The following is a 20,786-nucleotide window of genomic DNA, read 5'->3' as shown; positions in this document are numbered from 1 at the left end:
GTCCGTTTTCCGATGTCCCCGAACAACCCGCCGGCAGCGCATGCCGGCGGGTTGTTCGCTTCATGGCGGCCGGCCTTGCGTGCCGTATTAGGGTCATCACTAATGATGTACATAAATTGTATACAGACAATGCGGTTTACCTTATCGTGTCGAACACGATGTCCACGCTTGCCCAGCCATGAGCACCTACGACGCCACTGACTCCTATCCGCGCGACCTGATCGGCTACGGCCGCAACCCGCCGCATGCGCAATGGCCCGGCAACGCCCGCATCGCGGTGCAGTTCGTGCTCAATTACGAGGAAGGCGGCGAGAACTGCGTCTTGCACGGCGACGCCGGCTCCGAACAGTTCCTGTCCGAGATGTTCAACCCGGCCAGCTACCCGGAACGCCACCTGAGCATGGAAGGCATCTACGAGTATGGCTCGCGCGTGGGCGTCTGGCGCATCCTGCGCGAATTCGAAAAGCGCGGCCTGCCGCTGACGGTGTTCGCCGTCGGCATGGCGCTGCAACGCCACCCCGAGCTGGCCGCGGCGCTGGTCGAACTGAACCACGAGATCGCCTGCCACGGCTGGCGCTGGGTGCACTACCAGAACGTGGACGAAGCCACCGAACGCGAGCACATGCGCCTGGGCATGGACGCCATCGCGCAACTAACCGGCGCGCGCCCGCTCGGCTGGTACACCGGCCGCGACAGTCCGCGCACCCGCCGCCTGGTGGCAGACTACGGCGGCTTCGAGTACGACAGCGACTACTACGGCGACGACCTGCCGTTCTGGATGCGGGTGCAAAAGAGCGACGGCAGCGTGGCGCCGCAGTTGATCGTGCCCTATACGCTGGACTGCAACGACATGCGCTTCGCGCTGCCGCAGGGCTATTCGCACGCCGATCCGTTCTTCCAGTACTTGAAGGACAGCTTCGACGCGCTCTACGCCGAAGGCGACGAAGCGCCCAAGATGCTCAGCATCGGCATGCATTGCCGCCTGCTGGGCCGGCCGGGCCGCATCGTCGCCCTGCAACGCTTCCTGGACCACATCGCGCGCCACGACCGCGTCTGGGTCTGCCGGCGGCTGGACATCGCCCGGCACTGGCAGGCGCGCCATCCCTATCAACCCGCTCCCTGAACGGCGCAACCATGGCCCACACCCTCGCCCAATTCAACGACGCCACGCCGCAAGGCGCGGCCGCCATGCTGGCCGACCTGTATCCGCACGCGCCCTGGGCCGCGGAGCAGGCGGTGCGCGCGCGACCGATGCACAGCGTGGCCCAGTTGCAGCTGGCGCTGCAACGCGCGGTGGACGACGCCGATGCCGCCACGCAACTGGCGCTGCTGCGCGCCCAGCCTGCGCCCGATGCGGGAACCGACGCCGCCGCGCTGATCGCCGACCATGCCGCGCGTTTCGGCTTTCCCTTCGTGCTTTCCCGATACAGCCCGCGCGGCGCCAGCCTGCAAGGCACCCAGTTGGTCCAGGCGCTGGAGCGCCGCCGGCACAACGCGCCGGACGACGAACGCCGCGAGGCCCTGCGCCAGTTGCACCGCGACGCTGAAGTGCGGCTGTATGAACGCTTCGGCGTCGAACCGGAGCTGGGCAACGACATCTGGGACTGGCAGGAAAAGCTCAGCGCGCACAGCGACCCGGGCTACGCCGAGAACGGCCAGCTCACCGTCACCTACCTCACCGACGCGCACCGCGCCTGCGCGCAGCGCATCTCGCACTGGATGCGCGACTGCGGCTTCGACGAAGTCGGCATCGACGCGGTCGGCAACGTGGTCGGCCGCTATCACGCGGCCCGCGCCGATGCGCCCATCCTGATGAGCGGCAGCCATTACGACACGGTGCGCAATGCCGGCAAATACGACGGCCGTCTCGGCATCTTCGTGCCGATGGCCTGCGTGCGCGCGCTGCAGCGCCAGGGCCGGCGCCTGCCCTACGCCATCGAAGTGATCGCCTTTTCCGAAGAAGAAGGCCAGCGCTATCCGGCCACCTTCCTCGGTTCCGGCGCGCTGATCGGCGACTTCCAGCCGCGCTGGCTCGAACAACGGGACGCCGACGGCATCAGCATGCGCGAGGCCATGGCGCGCGCGGGACTGTGCGTCGATGACATTCCCAAGCTCAAGCGCGACCCGGCCCGTTACCTGGGCTTCGTCGAAGTGCACATCGAACAGGGTCCCGTGCTGAACGAAATGGGCCTGCCGCTGGGCGTGGTCACCTCCATCAACGGCTGCGTGCGCTACCGCGTGCGGATCCACGGCACCGCCTGCCACGCCGGCACCACGCCGATGGATCGACGCCGCGACGCCGCCGTGGCCGCGGCCGAACTGATCGTGTTCGTCGAAGGCCGCGCCGCGCGCGACGGCGACTCGGTCGGCACCGTCGGCATGCTGGAAGTGCCCAACGGCTCGATCAACGTGGTGCCCGGCGAATGCCGCTTCAGCCTCGACCTGCGCGCCCCCAGCGACCCGCAGCGCGATGCGCTGGCCAGCGACGTGCTGGCCGAACTGGAAGCGATCTGCCTGCGCCGCGGCCTGCGCTACACGCTCGAGGAAACCATGCGCGCCGCCGCCGCGCCCAGCGCGCCGGCCTGGCAGCAGCGCTGGGAACGCGCGGTGCAAGCGCTGGGCGTGCCGGTCCATTGCATGCCCAGCGGCGCCGGCCACGACGCCATGAAGCTGCACGAGATCATGCCGCAGGCCATGCTGTTCGTGCGCGGCCAGAACGCCGGCATCAGCCACAACCCGCTCGAATCCACCACCAACCACGACATGCAGCTGGCCGCACAGGCGATGCAGCGGCTGCTCGACGATCTCGCCAACGACGCAACGAGCTGAACCATGACCGATTACGCCCGACTCGACGCCTGGGTGGACGCCCACTTCGACGAAGAAGTGCGCTTCCTGCAGGAACTGGTGCGCGTGCCGACCGACACGCCGCCGGGCAACAACGCCCCGCACGCCGTCCGCACCGCCGAACTGCTGCAGGGCTTCGGCCTGGCGGCCGAGTCCCATCCCGTGCCGGCCGATGAAGTGCGCGCCTACGGCATGGAGTCCATCACCAACCTGATCGTACGGCGCGAATATGGCGCCGGCGGCCGCCGCGTCGCGCTCAACGCCCACGGCGACGTGGTGCCGCCCGGCGACGGCTGGGAGCACGATCCGTACGGCGCCCAGATCGAGGACGGCTGCCTCTACGGCCGCGCCGCCGCGGTCAGCAAGAGCGACTTCGCCAGCTTCACCTTCGCGCTGCGGGCGCTGGAAGCCGTGGCCCGTCCGAGCCAGGGCGCGGTTGAACTGCACTTCACCTACGACGAGGAATTCGGCGGCCTGCTCGGTCCCGGCTGGCTGCTGCGCCAGGGCCTGACGAAACCCGACCTGCTGATCGCGGCCGGCTTCAGCTATGAGGTCGTGACGGCGCACAACGGCTGCCTGCAGATGGAAGTGACGGTGCACGGCAAGATGGCACACGCCGCCATCCCCGCCACCGGCGTGGACGCGCTGCAAGGCGCGGTGGCCATCATGAACGCGCTCTACGCGCAGAACGCGCGCTACCGCGAGATCACTTCGCGGGTCGAAGGCATCAGCCATCCCTACCTGAACATCGGCCGCATCGAGGGCGGCACCAACACCAACGTGGTGCCCGGCAAGGTCGTGTTCAAGCTCGACCGCCGCATGATTCCGGAGGAGAACGCGGCCGAGGTGGAGGCCGACATCCGCCGCATCATCGGAGAGGCCGCGGCCGCCACGCCCGGCATCCGCGTCGAGATCAAGCGCCTGCTGCTGGCCAACGCCATGCGGCCGCTGCCCGGCAACCAGCCGCTGGTCGACGCCATCCGCAGGCACGGCCAGGAGCTGTTCGGCGAATCGATCCCCGCCATGGGCACGCCGCTCTATACCGACGTGCGCCTGTATGCCGAAGCCGGCATTCCCGGCGTGATCTACGGCGCCGGGCCGCGCACCGTGCTGGAGTCGCACGCCAAGCGCAACGACGAACGCGTGGTGCTGGAAGACCTGCGGCGGGCCACCAAGGTCATCGCCCGAACCCTGGCCGACCTGCTGCAGCCGGCATGAAAAAGGGCATGACGCGCGCGTCATGCCCTTTCGATCCGTGGCTGGCGCAACGCCTGGCCTATGGCCGCGCCAGGCGCATCACCCGGCGCCAGAACAGCACCGCCACCAGCGCGAACACCGCCAGCCCCAGGAACGAGGCGGTGCGCGCGAATTCCTCGCCCGCGATCGCCAGCGGCGCGTCGGTGCCGGAGGCGCCGATGATCGCCGCCATCACCACCCCCACCAGGCTCTCGCCCACGATCAGGCCCGAGGCGATCAGCACGCCGCGCCGGTTGGCGGCGTCGGCGAACGATGCATAGTCCTTGCCGGCGGCCGCCGCGCGGCGGCGCAGCGCGCGCTCCAGCAGCCAGGCCAGCAGCGCGCCGACCACGATCGGCGCCGCCACGGTCGGCGGCAGGTAGATGCCGATGCCCACCGCCAGCACCGGGATGCGGGCCACCTTGCAGGTGCGCTTGAGGATCTCGTCCACCACGATCAGGCCGACGCCCACCGCCATGCCGATCAGGATCATGGTCCAGTTCAGCTGGTGCGTGAAGATGCCGCGCGCGATCGCCAGCATCAGCGTGGCCTGCGGCGCCGACAGCGCCTGGGACGGGTCCATGCCTTCGCGCGGCATCGCATCGGCGAAGCCGTAGGCGTTGTACAGCAGGTCCAGCACCGGCGAGATCACCGCCGCGCCAAGGACGCAACCGATCAATAGCGCCACTTGCTGGCGCCACGGGGTCGCGCCCACCAGCCAGCCGGTCTTCAGGTCCTGCAGATTGTCATTGGAGATCGACGCCACCGCCACCACCGCCGACGTGCTGAAGATCGCCAGCGCGATGGTCATCTGCACGCCATTCTGCACCGCCAGCAGTTCACCGCCCAGGACCAGTAGCAACAGCGACACCAGCACGATGGCAACGATGCCCACGCCCGAGATCGGGCTGGTCGAAGTGCCCACCAGGCCGGCCATGTAGCCGCAGGCCGCCGCCACCAGGAAGCCGAATACGAAGGCGAACAACACCGCGTAGGCCACCAGCTTCCAGACCGCCGCGGCCGACAGCGGCGCGTCCGCCAGGAACACCTGGAACGTGATCACCAGCACCGCCACCAGCACCAGCGTGACGACCGAGATCCAGCCCGCGGACAGGTCGCGCTCGGTGCGCGGCGCCTTGCCGGCGCGCGCCGCGCCCGCGCGGGTCAACGCCGAGAAGGAGGCCTTGACGCCACGCGCCATCGGCATGAACAGCGTCGCCAGCGTCCAGATGGCGCCCACGCCGATCACGCCGGCGCCGATGAAGCGCACCTGCGACGACCACAATCCGGTGGCGAACTTCGCCAGCGACATGTCCGCGGGGATCTCGGCCATCGAGGTCAGGATCGGCACCGCGATGCCCCACGAAATCACCAGGCCGGTCAGCATGGCCAGGCCGGCCACGATGCCGATCAGGTAGCCGGCGCCCAGCAGCGCCAGCGAAAACCCCATCGGCAGCCGGAACACCGCGCCACCCAGCGCGAACCAGCCGCTGACGCCGTCGCCCAGCACCCGCAGGCCGCTGGCCGCGAAGCTGACCGCTGCCGCCGCCACGCCGCCGCTGACGATGTCGCCCATGCCGGTGGCGGCCGGCCCGGCCGGCGCCCGCCCGGCATCCGCTGCCACGTCCTGGGCGCGCTCGGCGCTGCCGACCCGCAGGATCTCCGCCGCCGCCACGCCTTCCGGGTACGGCAGGTCGCTCTGCACCACCATCACGTGGCGCAGCGGAATCGTGAACATCACGCCCAGCATGCCGCCAGCGGCGCAGATGCCCAGGGTCTGCCAGAACGGAAAGCCCTGCCAGTGGCCCATCATGACCAGGGCGGGCAGGATGAAGATGATGGCAGACAGCGTGCCGGCCGCCGAGGCCTGCGTCTGCACCATGTTGTTCTCGAGGATGTTGGCGTCCTTGAACAGGCGCAACACCGACATGGAAATCACCGCCGCCGGGATCGCCGACGAGAAGGTCAGGCCGACCTTGAGCCCCAGGAACACGTTGGAGGCGGTAAAGATGATGGTGATCACTGCGCCCAGCAGCACGCCGCGGAACGTCAGTTCCGGTAGCGTGACCTCTGCCGGGACGCTGGTGGGTTGAGTCATTGAAGTCTCCCTTTACTGGCCGGGACGCGATCCCGCCTGTGGGGCGGGACGGCCCCGGCTATCAGGGCGTTGCCGCCCTGTCTGGTTGCCGGTTTGTTTTTTATGAAGGGCGAATTCTAGCGCCTTGGCGTCCAGCAGGTGGTCACCACCGGTAAGCGGCCCTGGGCGGCAGATCCTGCCGCCCATCCCCAGCCTGGCAAACGATTATGCTGAAAACCTGCTTTTCACGGCGGTATTTTGATCACCCATGCCCCGTGGACAGGACTAGCATGGCGCTACAAGGAGACAAAACCATCATGTGCGACGCCAGCCATTCCTCCGCCGGACCAGACCCCCGGCATGACGCCGATCCGGCCGAAACCGCCGAGTGGCGCGACGGCCTGCAGTCCCTGGTCGAGGCCTCGGGCGCCGAGCGGGCCGGCTATGTGCTGGATAACCTGCTGGGGCATGCCGCCACGCTGGGACTGCGCGCCAACAGCCAGACGCGCACCGCCTACCTGAACACCATTCCCGCCGACCAGGAACCTCCCTTTCCCGGCAACCTGGCGGTCGAGGAACGCATCGCCCGCATCAACCGCTGGAACGCGCTGGCCATGGTGGTGCGCGCCAACCAGGCCCATGGCGAGCTGGGTGGCCACATCGCCAGCTACGCCTCGGCCGCCGACCTGTTCGAGGTCGGCTTCAACCACTTCTTCCGCGCCGCCGGCGCCGACGGTCCGGGCGACCTGGTCTACATGCAACCGCACTCGGCGCCCGGCGTCTACGCCCGCGCCTACCTCGAAGGCTTCCTCAGCGAGGACGACCTGGCCCACTTCCGCCAGGAAATCACCGCCACCTCGCGCGGCCTGCGCGGGCTGTCGTCGTACCCGCACCCGTGGTTGATGCCGGACTTCTGGCAGTTCCCGACCGGCTCGATGGGCATCGGCCCCATCAACGCCATCTACCAGGCGCGCTTCATGCGCTACCTGGAACACCGTTCGCTGGTGCCCGCGAGTGACCGCAAGGTCTGGGGCATCTTCGGCGACGGCGAGATGGACGAGCCCGAATCCATCGCCGCGCTGACCCTGGCCGCGCGCGAAAAGCTCGACAACCTGGTGTTCGTGGTCAACTGCAACCTGCAGCGCCTGGACGGCCCGGTGCGCGGCAACGGCCGCATCATCGACGAACTCGAAACCCTGTACGCCGGCGCCGGCTGGAACGTCATCAAGCTGGTCTGGGGCAGCGACTGGGACGCCCTGCTGCGCCGGGACGGCAACGGCGCCCTGGCGCGCGCCTTCGCCAACACGGTGGACGGCCAGTTCCAGACCTTCGCCGCCAACGACGGCGCCTTCAACCGCGCCCACTTCTTCAACCAGAATCCCGAACTGGCGGCGCTGGTGGCCGACTGGACCGACGAAGCCATCGACCGGTTGCATCGTGGCGGCCACGACATGGTCAAGATCCACGCCGCGTATCACCGTGCCGCGCATCACCGCGGCCAGCCCACCGTGATCCTGGCGCAGACCAAGAAGGGCTTCGGCATGGGCGCGGCCGGCCAGGGCAAGATGACCACCCACCAGCAGAAGAAGCTGGACGACGAGGCGCTGCTGGCCTTCCGCGACCGCTTCGCCCTGCCGATCTCCGACGCCGACTGCCTGGCGCTCAAGTTCTACCGTCCCGCCGACGACAGCGCCGAGCTGCGCCACCTGCAGGCGCGCCGCGCCGCGCTGGGCGGCCACATCCCGCGCCGCCGGACGCAGGCGCCGCGCCTGTCGCCGCCCGCGGTCGATCAATGGGCCCGCTTCGCGCTCAACGCCGACGGCAAGGAAATGTCGTCCACCATGGCCATCGTGCGCATGCTGACGGCGCTGTTGAAAGACCCGCAGGTCGGCCCGCGCATCGTGCCCATCGTGGCCGACGAAGCGCGCACCTTCGGCATGGCCAACCTGTTCCGCCAGATCGGCATCTATTCGGCGCAAGGCCAGCTGTACGAACCCGAGGACATCGGCTCGGTGCTGTACTACCGCGAGGCGCGCGACGGCCAGATCCTGGAAGAAGGCATCACCGAGGCGGGCGCGATCTCGTCGTGGACGGCGGCCGGCACCAGCTACTCGGTCAACGGGCTGCCGATGCTGCCCTTCTATATCTATTACTCGATGTTCGGCTTCCAGCGCATCGGCGACCTGATCTGGGCCGCGGCCGACCAGCGCACGCGCGGCTTCCTCATCGGCGCCACCTCCGGCCGCACCACGCTGGGCGGCGAAGGCTTGCAGCACCAGGACGGCTCCAGCCACATCATGGCCGCGGCCGTGCCCAACTGCCGCGCCTACGATCCGGCCTACGCCTATGAAGTCGCGGTGATCGTCGAATACGGCATGCGCCGCATGCTGGACGAACAGCGCGACGAATTCTTCTACCTGACCGTCACCAACGAGAACCTGGCGCAGCCCGACCTGCCGCGGGACGGCGCGGCGGCCGAGGGCATTCTGCGCGGCATGTACCGCCTGCGCCCGGCCCGCCAGCAGGCGGCCGTGCGCCTGCTGGGCGCCGGCCCCATGCTGCGCGAAGCGGAAATGGCCGCCGAGCGCCTGCATGCGGAATACGGCGTGGATGCCGAGGTCTGGAGCGTGACCAGCTTCTCCGAACTGGCGCGCGACGGCCGCGAGGCCGAACGCGCCCGCGCGCTCGGCCTGCCTGCCGCGCCGGACGCGGACTGGGTGCGCGCCTGCCTGGGCGGCAGCGACGCGCCGGTGGTGGCCGCGACCGACTACGTGCGCGCCGTGCCCGAGCAGATCCGCGCCTGGGTGCCCGCGCCCTACCGCACGCTGGGCACCGACGGCTTCGGCCGCAGCGACACCCGCGCCCGCCTGCGTGACTTCTTCGAAGTCAGCGCCGACTGGATCGTGCTGCACGCGCTGGACAGCCTGGGCCGGCAGGAGCAAGCCAACGCATTGCGCCTCAAACTGGGCGCGGCCGATCGCGCCACGCCGCCCTGGGCGCAATAACACCCTGAAAGCAAAGGAGAAAAGCCCCGAACCGGGGCTTTTCTCCTTTTTCACCGGCGTCATCACGAAGCGCGCCGCCTTGATCAAAATCGGACGATCGCTGCGGTGCAGCAACCAATTCGCGCCGCTTTCTGTTGAAATACGGGTGTTCCCTAAGCATTTCCCAAAGAATACGGCGGGCCGCGAGCCCGCTTTTTGCTTTCCGCTTTTTACCTACAGTTAGCGCCGAAAAGGCTGTATCCCATGGACGAAACCCTCACCAAGCTGGCGTTGGATTACCACGCCTATCCCACCCCCGGCAAAATCTCGGTCACCCCGACCAAGCCCCTCGCCAACCAGGACGACCTGTCGCTGGCGTACTCGCCCGGCGTGGCCGCCGCCTGCATGGCCATCTTCGACCAGGGCGACGACGCCGCGTCCAAGTACACCTCGCGCGGCAACCTGGTGGGCGTGATCACCAACGGCACGGCCGTGCTGGGCCTGGGCAACATCGGCCCGCTGGCCGCCAAGCCGGTCATGGAAGGCAAGGGCTGCCTGTTCAAGAAGTTCGCCGGCATCGACGTGTTCGACATCGAACTGGCCGAGAACGACCCCGACAAGCTGGTCGACATCATCGCCGCGCTCGAGCCCACGCTCGGCGGCGTCAACCTCGAGGACATCAAGGCGCCCGAGTGCTTCTACATCGAGAAGAAGCTGCGCGAACGCATGAAGATCCCCGTCTTCCACGACGACCAGCACGGCACCGCCATCATCTCGTCGGCCGCCATCCTGAACGGCCTGAAGGTCGTGGGCAAGGACATCGGCACGGTCAAACTGGCCTGCTCGGGCGCCGGCGCCGCCGCCATCGCCTGCCTGGACCTGCTGGTGCACCTGGGCGTCAAGCGCGAGAACATCTACGTGGTGGATTCGCGCGGCGTGATCTGGGAAGGCCGCGATGAAAACATGGAAGCCAACAAGAAGCGCTACGCGCAGAAGACCGACGCGCGCACGCTGGCCGACGTGGTCAACGGCGCCGACGTGTTCCTGGGCTGCTCGACCGCCGGCGTGCTGACCGCCGACATGGTCAAGACCATGGCCGATCGTCCGCTGATCCTGGCGCTGGCCAACCCGGAACCGGAAATCCGCCCGGAAGTCGCCAAGGCCGCCCGCCCGGACTGCATCATCGCCACCGGCCGTTCGGACTACCCGAACCAGGTCAACAACGTGCTGTGCTTCCCCTTCATCTTCCGCGGCGCCATGGATGCCGGCGCCTCGCGCATCACCGAGGAAATGAAGCTGGCGTGCGTCAAGGCCATCGCCGAGCTGGCCCAGGCCGAGCAGAACGATGAAGTGGCCCGCGCCTACGCCGGCCAGGAACTGTCGTTCGGCCCCGACTACATCATCCCCAAGCCGTTCGACCCGCGCCTGATCGTGCAGATCGCCCCGGCCGTGGCCCAGGCTGCCGCCGACTCCGGCGTGGCGGCCCGTCCGATCGAGGACATCGAGGCCTACCGCCAGAAGCTGATGGGCTTCGTCTACCACTCGGGCCAGCTGATGCGCCCGCTGTTCGCCCAGGCCAAGAAGGCGCCCAAGCGCGTCATCTACGCCGACGGCGAAGACGAGCGCGTGCTGCGCGCGGTGCAGACCGTGGCCGATGAAAAGCTGGCGTTCCCGATCCTGATCGGCCGCCCGTCGGTGATCGAGATGCGCATCAAGAAGTTCGGCCTGCGCCTGATCGCCGGCCAGCACTTCGAGATCGTCGATCCCGAGGACGACAGCCGCTTCAACGAAACCTGGAGCGCGTACTACCAGCTCAAGGGCCGCGAAGGCGTGACCCCGGCCATCGCCAAGGCGATGATCCGCAAGCACAACACGCTGATCGGCGCGATGCTGCTGCGCCGCGGCGATGCCGACGCGCTGCTGTGCGGCGTGGCCAGCAAGTACGACAACCAGCTCAAGTACATCGACGAGATCATCGGCAAGAAGGAAGGCCAGACCTACGCCGCCCTGAACGTGCTGATGCTGCCCGACCAGACGCTGTTCGTCACCGACACCCACGTCAACGAGAACCCGTCGGCCGAGGAAGTCGCCAACATCACCATCCAGGCCGCCGACGAGATGCTGCGTTTCGGCGTGGTGCCCAAGATCGCCCTGCTGTCGCATTCGAACTTCGGCAGCCGCGTCACGGAGTCGTCGCGCAAGATGGCCGCCGCGCGCCAGCTGGTGCAGGACCGCGCGCCCGACCTGGAAGTGGACGGCGAAATGCACGCCGACGCCGCCCTGTCGGAAAAGATCCGCGTGCTGGCCTACCCGGACAGCACCCTGAAGGGCCGCGCCAACCTGCTGGTCATGCCGACGCTGGACACCGGCAACATCACGTACAACATGCTGAAGATGACCGGCAGCAATGGCGTCGCGATGGGTCCGATCCTGCTGGGCGCCGCGCGCCCGGTGCACATCCTGACGACCAGCGCCACCGTGCGCCGCATCGTCAACATGACCGCGCTGGCCGTGGTCGATGCGCAGCAGGAAGCCGCCGAAGCCGCCAAGAAGCGCCGTTGATCGCATTGCGCTGATCGACATGGCAAGGGACGCCCCGCGGGGCGTCCTTTTTTCTGTCCTGCTTGATGCCACGATAGTGCGCGGCGACGGGCCAATGGTAAAAACGGAGCAGAGACTCTCCTCGCCCCTTTCCTACCGGAGCCTGACCCTATGCTGCTCGACGCCTTCCTGGCCTGGTTTCATTTCCTTGCCATCTTCGTGCTGGTGGTGGTGCTGACCGCCGAAGCGGTGCTGCTGCGCCCCGACCTGACGCCAGCCACGCTCAAGCGCCTGGTGATCTACGACCGGCTGTACCTGCTCAGCGCGATCCTGGTGCTGGCCACCGGCGTGCTGCGCCTGATGCTGGGCATCAAGGGCGCCGCCTTCTACATGGGCAACCCCTGGTTCCACGCCAAGATCACGCTGTTCGTCATCATCGGGCTCTGTTCGATCCCGCCCACACTGGCCTTCCTGCGCTGGGCCAAACAGGCGCGCCAGCAGCCGGCCTTCGTGCCCGACGCCGCGCAGATCAAGCGCGCCCGCCGCTGGGTGATGATCGAATCGCACCTGTTCATCTTCCTGCCGCTGTTCGCCGTCCTGATGGCGCGCGGCATCGGCGCGTGAGGCGCGCACCACCCGCGAGGCACACAGTCCGCGCGCATCAGGGACAGCGCGCGCGGGTCGGCTGCGGCATGTCGTCACCGACCGTGATGGTGGCGAAATGGAACACCCCCACCGTGTCGTTCTTGACCACGTCCACGACCTCGCCCGCCAGCGTCTGCATCACCGACATGCCCTCGGGCACGTCGGCCTGGCCCTCGCGCCTGGCGACCTGGCCGTTCCACGGACTCAACACCAGCACACCCGGATAGGGTTCACGCTCATCGCCGCGGCCGCGCCGCACCGTCTTGACCTGCGTGCCCGCGGCGTAGCTCACGCCGCCCAGGCGCGTCGGGCAGGCCAGCTCCGCATCGCTCACGCGCAGCAGCCGCCGCTCGCCATCCAGATAGAGCCGCGGCTCGCTCAACGGCAGCCCGAATACCTTGACCGCGACCGGGTCCTTGACCTCGATGCGCCATTGATCCGCATCGCGCGAGCCATCGGTGTAGACGGTGCCGGTCGAACCATAGACGATGGACCCGGGCGCGAGATCCAGTTCCTCGACCCGGTTGCCGGGCCCGAACACGCACTTGTTCAACGCCACCATCGCGCCATCTTTCGCCACGTCGAATTCAATGTCCTGGGTGGCGTCGCACTGCCAGCCCAGCACCGCCTGGTTGCCCGCGCCGCGCAGCAGGACGCTACGCGGATGACGCCCGCGCAGCGCGTAGGTCTCGCTGTCGTATTCGGTGTCCAGGTAGCGCTGCGCGCGCGAGGCCTGCACGCCGTACATGGCCACGGGCTGCGCAAATTCGGCTTCGACGTAGGTTTCCAGCTGGCCCTCATCCTGCAGCTTCAGGCGCGTGCCGGCGGGCATGACAATGCCCGCCACCGTCGTCGGCGCCTCCAGCGTGACGTTGCGGGCAGCCTCGCGGCGGTCGCTTTCACGCTCGATCTGCCAGATCGCGGTCTGCACCCAGCCATAGAAGGCAAACGGCACCGCCAGCACCACGAACACCAGGCTGGAAGTCTTCCAGTACCTGCGGACGGCGCGCCGCGCCCCCCTGCTGGCAATCAGCACCAGCGCCCAGCCAAGCAGCACCAGGCCGGCGAGGAATCCCAGGGACAGGAAGATGTAGAAGCCCGCGGAGGGTAGCGCTATCGGAATCATGGCCAGGATGATAAACGCCAAAGCGCCACGCCGCGAATGCCCGATCGCCAGGCAACAAAAAACCGCCCGAAGGCGGTTTTTTTGTTCACGCGGGAAAGCGTATCAACGCTTGTCCATCGGGGGCACGTCGCGCGTGACCGAACCGGTGAACAGCTGGCGCGGACGGCCGATCTTGTAATCGGGATCCGACAGCATTTCGTTCCACTGGGCGATCCAGCCCACCGTGCGGGCCAGCGCGAAGATGGCCGTGAACAGCGAGGTCGGGATGCCGATGGCGCGCTGGACGATACCCGAGTAGAAGTCCACGTTCGGGTACAGCTTGCGCTGCACGAAGTACGGATCCGACAGGGCGATGCGTTCCAGTTCCATGGCCAGCTTGAACAGCGGGTCGTTTTCCAGGCCCAGGGCCGAGAGCACTTCCTTGCACGTTTCCTGCATCAGCTTGGCGCGCGGGTCGTAGTTCTTGTAGACGCGGTGGCCAAAGCCCATCAGGCGCACGCCCGAGTTCTTGTCCTTGACCTTCTCCATGAACTCGCCGACCTTGGCGATGCCGCCGTTGGCTTGCAGCTCTTCGAGCATCTGCAGGCAAGCTTCGTTGGCGCCGCCGTGAGCCGGGCCCCACAGGCAAGCCACGCCGGCCGAGATGGCGGCGAACGGGTTGGTGCCCGACGAACCGCACAGGCGGACCGTGGAGGTCGAGGCGTTCTGCTCGTGGTCGGCGTGCAGGATGAAGATGCGGTCGAGCGCGCGCTCGACGACTTCGTTGACCTTGTAATCTTCGCACGGCGTGGCGAACATCATGCGCAGGAAGTTGCCCGTGTAGGACAGGTCGTTCTGCGGGTAGATGAACGGTTGGCCTTGCGAGTACTTGTACGCCATCGCGACCAGCGTCGGCATCTTGGCGATCAGGCGGATGGCCGAGATGTGACGATGCTGCGGGTTCGTGATGTCGGTCGAGTCGTGGTAGAACGCCGACAGCGCGCCCACCAGGCCCGTCAGGACGGCCATCGGGTGGGCGTCGCGACGGAAGCCGCGCAGGAAGAAGTGCAGCTGTTCGTTGACCATCGTGTGATGGGTCACTTGCGAATCGAAGTCGGCCTTCTGTTCCTGGTTCGGCAGTTCGCCGTTCAGGATCAGGTAGCAGATGTCCATGAAATCGCAATTGACGGCCAGCTGTTCGATCGGGTAGCCGCGGTACAGCAGCTCGCCCTTGTCGCCGTCGATGTAGGTGATGCCCGATTCGCAAGCCGCGGTCGACATGAAACCGGGGTCGAACGTGAACATGCCCGTCTGGCCGTACAGCTTGCGGATGTCGATCACATCCGGACCGACCGTGCCCTTGTAGACAGGGAACTCAATGGGTGCGCTGCCGTCCGAGAAGGACAGAGTGGCTTTTTTGTCAGACAGGTTCATGTTTTTTCCTCTCAATTAATCAGAGCGACCGCATCTGGCCGATGATGCCGCGGAGCCGGGGCGTGTCCAGTGCGCCCTCGAGCTCCTTGCGGGCCAGCAGCAGGTCGAGAAGATCGTTGTCTCCCAACTCGAAGAGCTGCGTCAATGCCGTCACGTCATCGTCGGTAAGCTCGGCCTCGTGGGCGTCGAGATACCGGGTGATGATCAAGTCGTTTTCGAGCAGACCCCGGCGCGCCCGCCAACGCAGACGCGCCCGTTCCAGTTCAGTAAGCCTGCTCATCATTACACCTTAAGTACACCAAACTACTAGACCGTGCGACGGACCATCAGTTCCTTGATCTTGCCAATGGCCTTGGTCGGGTTCAGTCCCTTGGGACAGACGTCGACGCAGTTCATGATGGTGTGGCAACGGAACAGGCGGTACGGGTCTTCCAGGTTGTCCAGACGGCTGCCGGTGGCTTCGTCGCGGCTGTCGGCGATGAAGCGGTAGGCTTGCAGCAGGCCGGCCGGGCCGACGAACTTGTCCGGATTCCACCAGAACGACGGGCAGGAAGTGGAACAGCACGCGCACAGGATGCACTCGTACAGGCCATCCAGCTCTTCGCGCGCCTCGGGCGACTGCAGGCGCTCTTTCTCGGGCGGCGGCGTGTCGTTGATGAGGTACGGGCGGATCGAGTGGTACTGGTTGAAGAAGTGCGTCATGTCCACGATCAGGTCGCGGATCACGGGCAGGCCCGGCAGCGGGCGCAGCACGATCGGTTCCTTCAGCTCGCGCAGGTTGGTCGTGCAGGCCAGGCCGTTCTTGCCGTTGATGTTCATGGCGTCCGAACCGCACACGCCTTCACGGCATGAGCGGCGCAGGGCCAGGCTGTCGTCGACGTCGTTCTTGATGCGCACCAGCGCATCGAGCAGCATCTTGTCGGTGGGCTGGAGTTCGACTTCCAGCTTCTGCATGTAGGGGCGCTCGTCCTTGTCCGGATCGTAGCGGTAGATTTCGAACTTGACGATTCTCTTGGTGCTCATAGTAGGCTCTATCCGGACTTAGAAGGTACGCGCCTTGGGCGGGAAGGACTCGACCGTCAGCGGCTTCATCTGCACGGGCTTGTAATCCAGGCGGCTGCCTTCGGAGTACCACAGCGTATGCTTGAGCCAGTTCTCGTCGTCACGGGTCGGGTGGTCGTCCAGCGCGTGGGCGCCGCGGCTTTCGGTGCGGTTGGCGGCCGACTTGATGGTGGCGCGGGCCACTTCGGTCATGTTGGCCAGTTCCAGCGCCTCGACGCGCGCGGTGTTGAACACCTTGGACTTGTCCTTGAAGTAGATGTTGTCGGCCTGCTTGGCCAGGTCTTCGATCTGGGTCACGCCTTCGTTCAGCAGGTCCAGCGTGCGGAACACGCCGCAGTGGCGCTGCATCGAGAAGCGGATCGCGTTGCCGATGTCCTGGGTCTTCTCGCCCGAGGTGCGCGACTCCAGCTTGTTGATGCGATCCATCGAGAATTCGACGGCCTGCTGCGGCACGGGCTGGTGCGCGTGCTGGCGTTCCGGATGCGAATTGACGATGTGGTTGCCGGTGGCGCGGCCGAAGACGATCAGGTCCAGCAGCGAGTTGGTGCCCAGGCGGTTGGCGCCGTGCACCGACACCGCGGCGCATTCGCCGATGGCGTACAGGCCGTTGACGATCTTGTTCTCGCCGTTTTCACGCGTCAGCACCTGGCCGTGGTAGTTGGCCGGGATGCCGCCCATCTGGTAGTGGATGGTCGGAACGACAGGGATCGGTTCCTTGATCGGGTCGACGTTGCCGAACTTGATGGCGATTTCGCGGATCGAGGGCAGGCGCTTGTTGATGACGTCGGCGCCGAGGTGATCAAGCTTGAGCACCACGTAGCTGCCGTCCGGACCGCAGCCGCGGCCTTCCTTGATTTCCTGGTCCATCGAGCGCGACACGAAGTCACGCGGGGCCAGGTCCTTCAGCGTGGGCGCATAGCGCTCCATGAAGCGCTCGCCATCCTTGTTCAGCAGGATGCCGCCTTCGCCGCGCACGCCTTCGGTGATCAGCACGCCGGCGCCGGCCACGCCGGTCGGGTGGAATTGCCAGAATTCCATGTCCTGCAGCGGGATGCCCGCGCGGGCGGCCATGCCCAGGCCGTCACCGGTGTTGATGAAGGCGTTGGTGGAAGCGGCCCAGATGCGGCCGGCGCCGCCGGTGGCCAGCACCGTGGTCTTGGCTTCCAGGATGTAGATCTCGCCGGTTTCCATTTCGAGCGCGGTCACGCCCACGACGTCGCCGGCTTCGTTGCGCAGCAGGTCCAGCGCCATCCATTCGACGAAGAACTGGGTGCGGGCGGCGACGTTGCGCTGGTACAGGGTGTGCAGCAGCGCGTGGCCGGTACGGTCGGCAGCGGCACAGGCGCGCTGGACCGGCTTTTCACCGAAGTTGGCGGTGTGGCCGCCGAACGGACGCTGGTAGATGGTGCCGTCGGGGTTGCGGTCGAACGGCATGCCGAAGTGCTCGAGTTCGTACACGGCATTGGGAGCTTCGCGGCACATGAACTCGATGGCGTCCTGGTCGCCCAGCCAGTCCGAACCCTTGACGGTGTCGTACATGTGCCAGTACCAGTTGTCTTCGCTCATGTTGCCCAGCGAGGCGCTCACGCCGCCTTGCGCGGCCACGGTGTGCGAGCGCGTGGGGAACACTTTGGACAGCACCGCAACGGACAGGCCCGCTTGGGACAGTTGCAGCGAACAACGCATGCCGGCTCCGCCGGCGCCAACGACCACCACATCAAACTGGCGGCGCGGCAAGGATTTCATGACAGAGACCACGGCTTAGATGCTCCAGAGGATTTGCGCGAAGTAAACGACCGAACCGATCAACCAGAGGATCGTCAGCACTTGCAGCAGCAGGCGCAGGCCCACCGGCTTGACGTAGTCCATCCAGATGTCGCGCACGCCAATCCAGGCATGCCAGGCCAACGCAACGAATGCGAGGGTCGCCAGGATCTGGCCGACCGGAAGAACGCCCACGTAGAACGTGAACAGCGCGTGCCACGATTCATACGTGAAGGCAGGCATCAACAGGATGCCGATGAGCAGCACCAGCGTATACACGGCCATGATGACGGCGGTGATGCGCTGGATGATGAAATCCATGACGCCATAGTGGGCGCCGACGACCAGGCGCTTGGGTCCGTAGTTTTTAGCGGCGGCCATTTACAGCACTCCGAACAGTTTGAGGGCGAACACCAGGGTCAGCGCCAGGCTGACACCGAAAACCACGCCGGCGCTTTTCTTGGCCGACAGCTTGTCGATGCCCAGGTGCAGGTCCAGCAACAGGTAGCGGATGCCCGCACAGAAGTGGTGCAGGTAGCCCCAGATCAGGACCAGGAGGACGAGTTTGACGATCGGATTGCCGGCATACGCGGCCACGGCCGCGAAGGTCTGCGGCGAGGCCACGCTGGCCGCGAACAGCGGCAGAATGACCAAGGGCAGACAGAGGAACAGCAATATGCCGCTGATGCGGTGCAGGATGGACAGCTTGCCGGCCAGGGGCAGGCGATAGGAGAACGCAACTTGGGCAAGCCCAATATTGCGAAACTGCGGACGTGGCTTGGCAGCGGTGTCGGACATGACGGCCTCGGTGTTTCGGAACTAGGGAATCGTGACGGCGGCAATGCCGTGGCCCTTGCGGGCAAACACGGTATTTTCGCCCAGAGATCGGGTTGGTATCAAATCGTAGGTAAAAAGCTCATCAATTCAGACTATTGCGGTAGTGGTATCGATCGGTCAAGTACAAGCCCCGCCGGATTTCCATGGGGCGGTCACCGTACGTGTACGACACACGATCCACCTGCAACAACGGCGTGCCGGCGGCAACATTAAGCAGCGTACAGACTTCGGCTGGCGCGGCCACCGCGCGCAGCTTTTCGTCCGCGCGCACCATGCTGACGCCGAACTCGGATTCAAACAGGCCATAGAGCGGCGCCTTGTTCGCGCTCAACAGCTCGAAGGTGAGGCCGCGGAAGATGGACCCCGGCAGCCAGATGTCGTCCAGCACGGTGGGTGTCTGCCCCATGGACAGCAGGCGGCGGATCATGACGACGGTTTCGCCGGCCCGCAGGTCGAGCGCGCGCGCGATCTCGGCGGGCGCCCGCAGGCGCCGGCATTCGAGGATGCGGCTTTCGGCGCGGCCGGCCTCGCCCTCTTCGTCGGGGGCCAGGCGCAGGAAGCGGTAGCGCACGCGGGCTTCATGGTGGGTGGCGACGAAGGTGCCCTTGCCCTGGCGGCGCAGCAGCAAGTGTTCGGCGGCCAGCTCATCGACCGCCTTGCGCACCGTGCCCTGGCTCACCTGGAAACGGGCGGCCAGATCGATTTCGCTGGGGATGAGTTCGCCGGGCTTCCATTCGCCGCGGTCCAGGCTCTGGACGAGCAGGTCCTTGATCTGGCGGTACAACGGACTGAAAGCGGCCCCCTCGCCCGTTGGACGGGCGGCGCGAGTGCGTAGGGGAGTTTCGGGCCGGGGGTCTGCCATGGATCGTCTTGGAAGTGTCATGTTCATCCGGAGAATGGAAAGGCAGCGCAAACGATGCGGTTTCCATTCGCATGCGCTGCTGCGGTGCCGGTGTTCTGGCCTGATACAGGCGCGCAGCCGGCGGTGCTGCGGCGCATTCGAACAAACGCTCTATTGTGGCATATCGGGGGCAACGCTGTCCAACGTCTTATGTCTTATATAAGATATAAGATCAATTGACGCACCCGTAAATTAGTTCTAGGATTTCCGTCTGTCCGGCAACCTGGCCGCCCCTCGCGCGCAGGCCGTTTGCGCCGCTCAACGGATTACACTGATTGGCGAGATTTCTTTCTCGCCACACCATTACGGAGAACGTCCATGTCTAAGCCTGCCTTGCGTGTCGCCGTCACCGGCGCCGCCGGCCAAATCGGTTACGCACTGCTGTTCCGCATCGCCTCCGGCGAAATGCTGGGCAAAGATCAGCCCGTCATTCTGCAACTGCTTGAAATCCCCGACGAAAAAGCGCAAAAGGCCCTGAAGGGCGTCATCATGGAACTGGATGACTGCGCCTTCCCGCTGCTGCAGGAAGTCACCGCCCACAGCGATCCGCGCACGGCGTTCAAGGACGCGGATGTGGCCCTGCTGGTCGGCGCCCGCCCGCGCGGCCCCGGCATGGAACGCAAGGACCTGCTGTCGGTCAACGCCCAGATCTTCACGGCCCAGGGCAAGGCCCTGAACGACGTCGCCAGCCGCAACGTCAAGGTCCTGGTGGTCGGCAATCCGGCCAACACCAACGCCTACATCGCCATGAAGTCGGCGCCGGACCTGCCCGCCAAGAACTTCACCGCCATGCTGCGCCTGGACCACAACCGCGCCCTGTCGCAACTGGCCGCCAAGTCGGGCAAGGCCGTGGCCGACATCGAGAAGCTGGTCGTGTGGGGCAACCACTCGCCCACCATGTACCCCGACTACCGCTTCGCCACCGTCGGCGGCGAATCGCTGTCCAAGCTGATCAACGACGACGCCTGGAACCGCGACACCTTCATCCCCACCGTGGGCAAGCGCGGCGCCGCCATCATCGAGGCCCGCGGCCTGTCGTCGGCCGCCTCGGCCGCCAACGCCGCCATCGACCACGTGCGTGACTGGGTCCTGGGCAGCAACGGCAAGTGGGTCACCATGGGCATCCCGTCGGATGGCTCCTACGGCATCCCCGAAGGCATCATCTACGGCGTGCCGGTCACGACCGAAAACGGCGAATACAAGCGCGTCGAAGGCCTGGAAATCGACGCCTTCTCGCGTGAGCGCCTGGACTTCACGCTGAAAGAGCTGCTGGAAGAGCGCGACGGCGTCAAGGACCTGCTGAAGTAAGCAGTCCGCAAGCAGAATTGGGCCCGTTGACGCGGGCCCAATTCG

The 20,786-nt window shown here is 66.4% G+C and carries 16 protein-coding genes; 7 read left to right on the top strand and 9 right to left on the bottom strand.

The features are described 5' to 3' along the window. The first annotated feature begins 178 nt into the window (after positions 1-178). Genes puuE through ACUTAG_RS22995 form a run of 3 tightly spaced genes read left to right on the top strand, consistent with a single transcriptional unit; the run spans position 179 to position 4,065 of the window. Positions 179-1,123, top strand: coding sequence for an allantoinase PuuE (gene puuE / locus ACUTAG_RS23005; RefSeq protein ID WP_409136973.1), 945 nt, complete (start codon positions 179-181; stop codon positions 1,121-1,123). Positions 1,124-1,134: 11 nt separating this feature from the next. Continuing rightward, the gene (locus ACUTAG_RS23000; protein ID WP_054517557.1) at positions 1,135-2,829 is read left to right on the top strand and encodes a hydantoinase/carbamoylase family amidase; all 1,695 of its coding nucleotides are present in this window, start codon (positions 1,135-1,137) and stop codon (positions 2,827-2,829) included. A gap of 3 nt (positions 2,830-2,832) precedes the next feature. After that, entirely contained in the window at positions 2,833-4,065 is a 1,233-nt protein-coding gene (locus ACUTAG_RS22995) for a M20 family metallopeptidase (protein ID WP_024068144.1), read from the top strand. Positions 4,066-4,123: 58 nt separating this feature from the next. On the opposite strand, the gene ACUTAG_RS22990 is transcribed toward ACUTAG_RS22995, so the two are convergent. Further along, on the bottom strand, positions 4,124-6,181 hold the full coding sequence (locus ACUTAG_RS22990) for an OPT family oligopeptide transporter (RefSeq protein WP_446650354.1): 2,058 nt from the start codon (positions 6,179-6,181) through the stop codon (positions 4,124-4,126). Between the two features lie 296 nt (positions 6,182-6,477). On the opposite strand from ACUTAG_RS22990, the gene mdeB reads away from it, so the two are divergent. From mdeB to ACUTAG_RS22975, 3 genes are all read left to right on the top strand, one after another. Further along, positions 6,478-9,165 carry an alpha-ketoglutarate dehydrogenase gene (gene mdeB / locus ACUTAG_RS22985; RefSeq protein WP_446650457.1) on the top strand — a complete coding sequence of 896 codons (2,688 nt, stop codon included), beginning with the start codon at positions 6,478-6,480 and terminating at the stop codon, positions 9,163-9,165. Between the two features lie 243 nt (positions 9,166-9,408). Further along, positions 9,409-11,706 (top strand): NADP-dependent malic enzyme, encoded by a 2,298-nt coding sequence (locus ACUTAG_RS22980; RefSeq protein WP_006389370.1) that lies wholly within the window; start codon positions 9,409-9,411, stop codon positions 11,704-11,706. 150 nt (positions 11,707-11,856) lie between these two features. Then, positions 11,857-12,309 (top strand): DUF2214 family protein, encoded by a 453-nt coding sequence (locus tag ACUTAG_RS22975; protein WP_006389369.1) that lies wholly within the window; start codon positions 11,857-11,859, stop codon positions 12,307-12,309. Positions 12,310-12,346: 37 nt separating this feature from the next. Here the strand turns inward: ACUTAG_RS22975 and ACUTAG_RS22970 are convergent, their stop codons facing one another. The 8 genes from ACUTAG_RS22970 to ACUTAG_RS22935 all read right to left on the bottom strand — a co-directional run bounded on the left by ACUTAG_RS22970 (position 12,347) and on the right by ACUTAG_RS22935 (position 19,394). Further along, positions 12,347-13,477: a hypothetical protein gene (locus tag ACUTAG_RS22970; protein ID WP_446650353.1), complete on the bottom strand. Its 1,131-nt coding sequence runs from the start codon at positions 13,475-13,477 to the stop codon at positions 12,347-12,349. Between the two features lie 81 nt (positions 13,478-13,558). Continuing rightward, positions 13,559-14,869 carry a citrate synthase gene (locus tag ACUTAG_RS22965; RefSeq protein ID WP_006393556.1) on the bottom strand — a complete coding sequence of 437 codons (1,311 nt, stop codon included), beginning with the start codon at positions 14,867-14,869 and terminating at the stop codon, positions 13,559-13,561. A 19-nt stretch (positions 14,870-14,888) separates the two neighbouring features. After that, positions 14,889-15,149, bottom strand: coding sequence for a succinate dehydrogenase assembly factor 2 (locus ACUTAG_RS22960; RefSeq protein ID WP_026384752.1), 261 nt, complete (start codon positions 15,147-15,149; stop codon positions 14,889-14,891). A 26-nt stretch (positions 15,150-15,175) separates the two neighbouring features. Further along, positions 15,176-15,892: a succinate dehydrogenase iron-sulfur subunit gene (locus tag ACUTAG_RS22955; RefSeq protein WP_024068140.1), complete on the bottom strand. Its 717-nt coding sequence runs from the start codon at positions 15,890-15,892 to the stop codon at positions 15,176-15,178. Positions 15,893-15,910: 18 nt separating this feature from the next. Continuing rightward, positions 15,911-17,677 (bottom strand): succinate dehydrogenase flavoprotein subunit, encoded by a 1,767-nt coding sequence (sdhA, locus tag ACUTAG_RS22950; RefSeq protein ID WP_194957103.1) that lies wholly within the window; start codon positions 17,675-17,677, stop codon positions 15,911-15,913. Between the two features lie 15 nt (positions 17,678-17,692). After that, positions 17,693-18,076, bottom strand: coding sequence for a succinate dehydrogenase, hydrophobic membrane anchor protein (gene sdhD, locus ACUTAG_RS22945; protein WP_006389363.1), 384 nt, complete (start codon positions 18,074-18,076; stop codon positions 17,693-17,695). Beyond that, on the bottom strand, positions 18,077-18,493 hold the full coding sequence (sdhC, locus tag ACUTAG_RS22940) for a succinate dehydrogenase, cytochrome b556 subunit (RefSeq protein WP_006389362.1): 417 nt from the start codon (positions 18,491-18,493) through the stop codon (positions 18,077-18,079). A gap of 121 nt (positions 18,494-18,614) precedes the next feature. Continuing rightward, positions 18,615-19,394, bottom strand: a complete 780-nt coding sequence (locus ACUTAG_RS22935; RefSeq protein WP_026384753.1) for a GntR family transcriptional regulator — start codon at positions 19,392-19,394, stop codon at positions 18,615-18,617. Between the two features lie 357 nt (positions 19,395-19,751). Here ACUTAG_RS22935 and ACUTAG_RS22930 point away from each other — a divergent pair, with 357 nt between their 5' ends. Beyond that, on the top strand, positions 19,752-20,741 hold the full coding sequence (locus ACUTAG_RS22930; protein WP_006389360.1) for a malate dehydrogenase: 990 nt from the start codon (positions 19,752-19,754) through the stop codon (positions 20,739-20,741). The last annotated feature ends 45 nt before the right edge of the window (positions 20,742-20,786 follow it).

Source organism: Achromobacter sp. CSND-B12, assembly GCF_052906545.1.
The sequence above is the reverse complement of the archived record's forward strand: the minus strand, read 5'-3'. Positions and strand labels throughout refer to the sequence as shown.

What these genes read in the sequence shown, in the direction of transcription:
- ACUTAG_RS22955 (WP_024068140.1), bottom strand. Translation starts at nt 15,892, where the DNA reads ATGAGCACCAAGAGAATCGTCAAGTTCGAAATCTACCGCTACGATCCG.
- ACUTAG_RS23000 (WP_054517557.1), top strand. Translation starts at nt 1,135, where the DNA reads ATGGCCCACACCCTCGCCCAATTCAACGACGCCACGCCGCAAGGCGCG.
- mdeB (WP_446650457.1), top strand. Translation starts at nt 6,478, where the DNA reads ATGTGCGACGCCAGCCATTCCTCCGCCGGACCAGACCCCCGGCATGAC.
- ACUTAG_RS22980 (WP_006389370.1), top strand. Translation starts at nt 9,409, where the DNA reads ATGGACGAAACCCTCACCAAGCTGGCGTTGGATTACCACGCCTATCCC.
- sdhD (WP_006389363.1), bottom strand. Translation starts at nt 18,076, where the DNA reads ATGGCCGCCGCTAAAAACTACGGACCCAAGCGCCTGGTCGTCGGCGCC.
- ACUTAG_RS22975 (WP_006389369.1), top strand. Translation starts at nt 11,857, where the DNA reads ATGCTGCTCGACGCCTTCCTGGCCTGGTTTCATTTCCTTGCCATCTTC.
- puuE (WP_409136973.1), top strand. Translation starts at nt 179, where the DNA reads ATGAGCACCTACGACGCCACTGACTCCTATCCGCGCGACCTGATCGGC.
- sdhA (WP_194957103.1), bottom strand. Translation starts at nt 17,677, where the DNA reads ATGAAATCCTTGCCGCGCCGCCAGTTTGATGTGGTGGTCGTTGGCGCC.
- ACUTAG_RS22965 (WP_006393556.1), bottom strand. Translation starts at nt 14,869, where the DNA reads ATGAACCTGTCTGACAAAAAAGCCACTCTGTCCTTCTCGGACGGCAGC.
- ACUTAG_RS22930 (WP_006389360.1), top strand. Translation starts at nt 19,752, where the DNA reads ATGTCTAAGCCTGCCTTGCGTGTCGCCGTCACCGGCGCCGCCGGCCAA.
- ACUTAG_RS22960 (WP_026384752.1), bottom strand. Translation starts at nt 15,149, where the DNA reads ATGAGCAGGCTTACTGAACTGGAACGGGCGCGTCTGCGTTGGCGGGCG.
- sdhC (WP_006389362.1), bottom strand. Translation starts at nt 18,493, where the DNA reads ATGTCCGACACCGCTGCCAAGCCACGTCCGCAGTTTCGCAATATTGGG.
- ACUTAG_RS22995 (WP_024068144.1), top strand. Translation starts at nt 2,833, where the DNA reads ATGACCGATTACGCCCGACTCGACGCCTGGGTGGACGCCCACTTCGAC.
- ACUTAG_RS22990 (WP_446650354.1), bottom strand. Translation starts at nt 6,181, where the DNA reads ATGACTCAACCCACCAGCGTCCCGGCAGAGGTCACGCTACCGGAACTG.
- ACUTAG_RS22935 (WP_026384753.1), bottom strand. Translation starts at nt 19,394, where the DNA reads ATGGCAGACCCCCGGCCCGAAACTCCCCTACGCACTCGCGCCGCCCGT.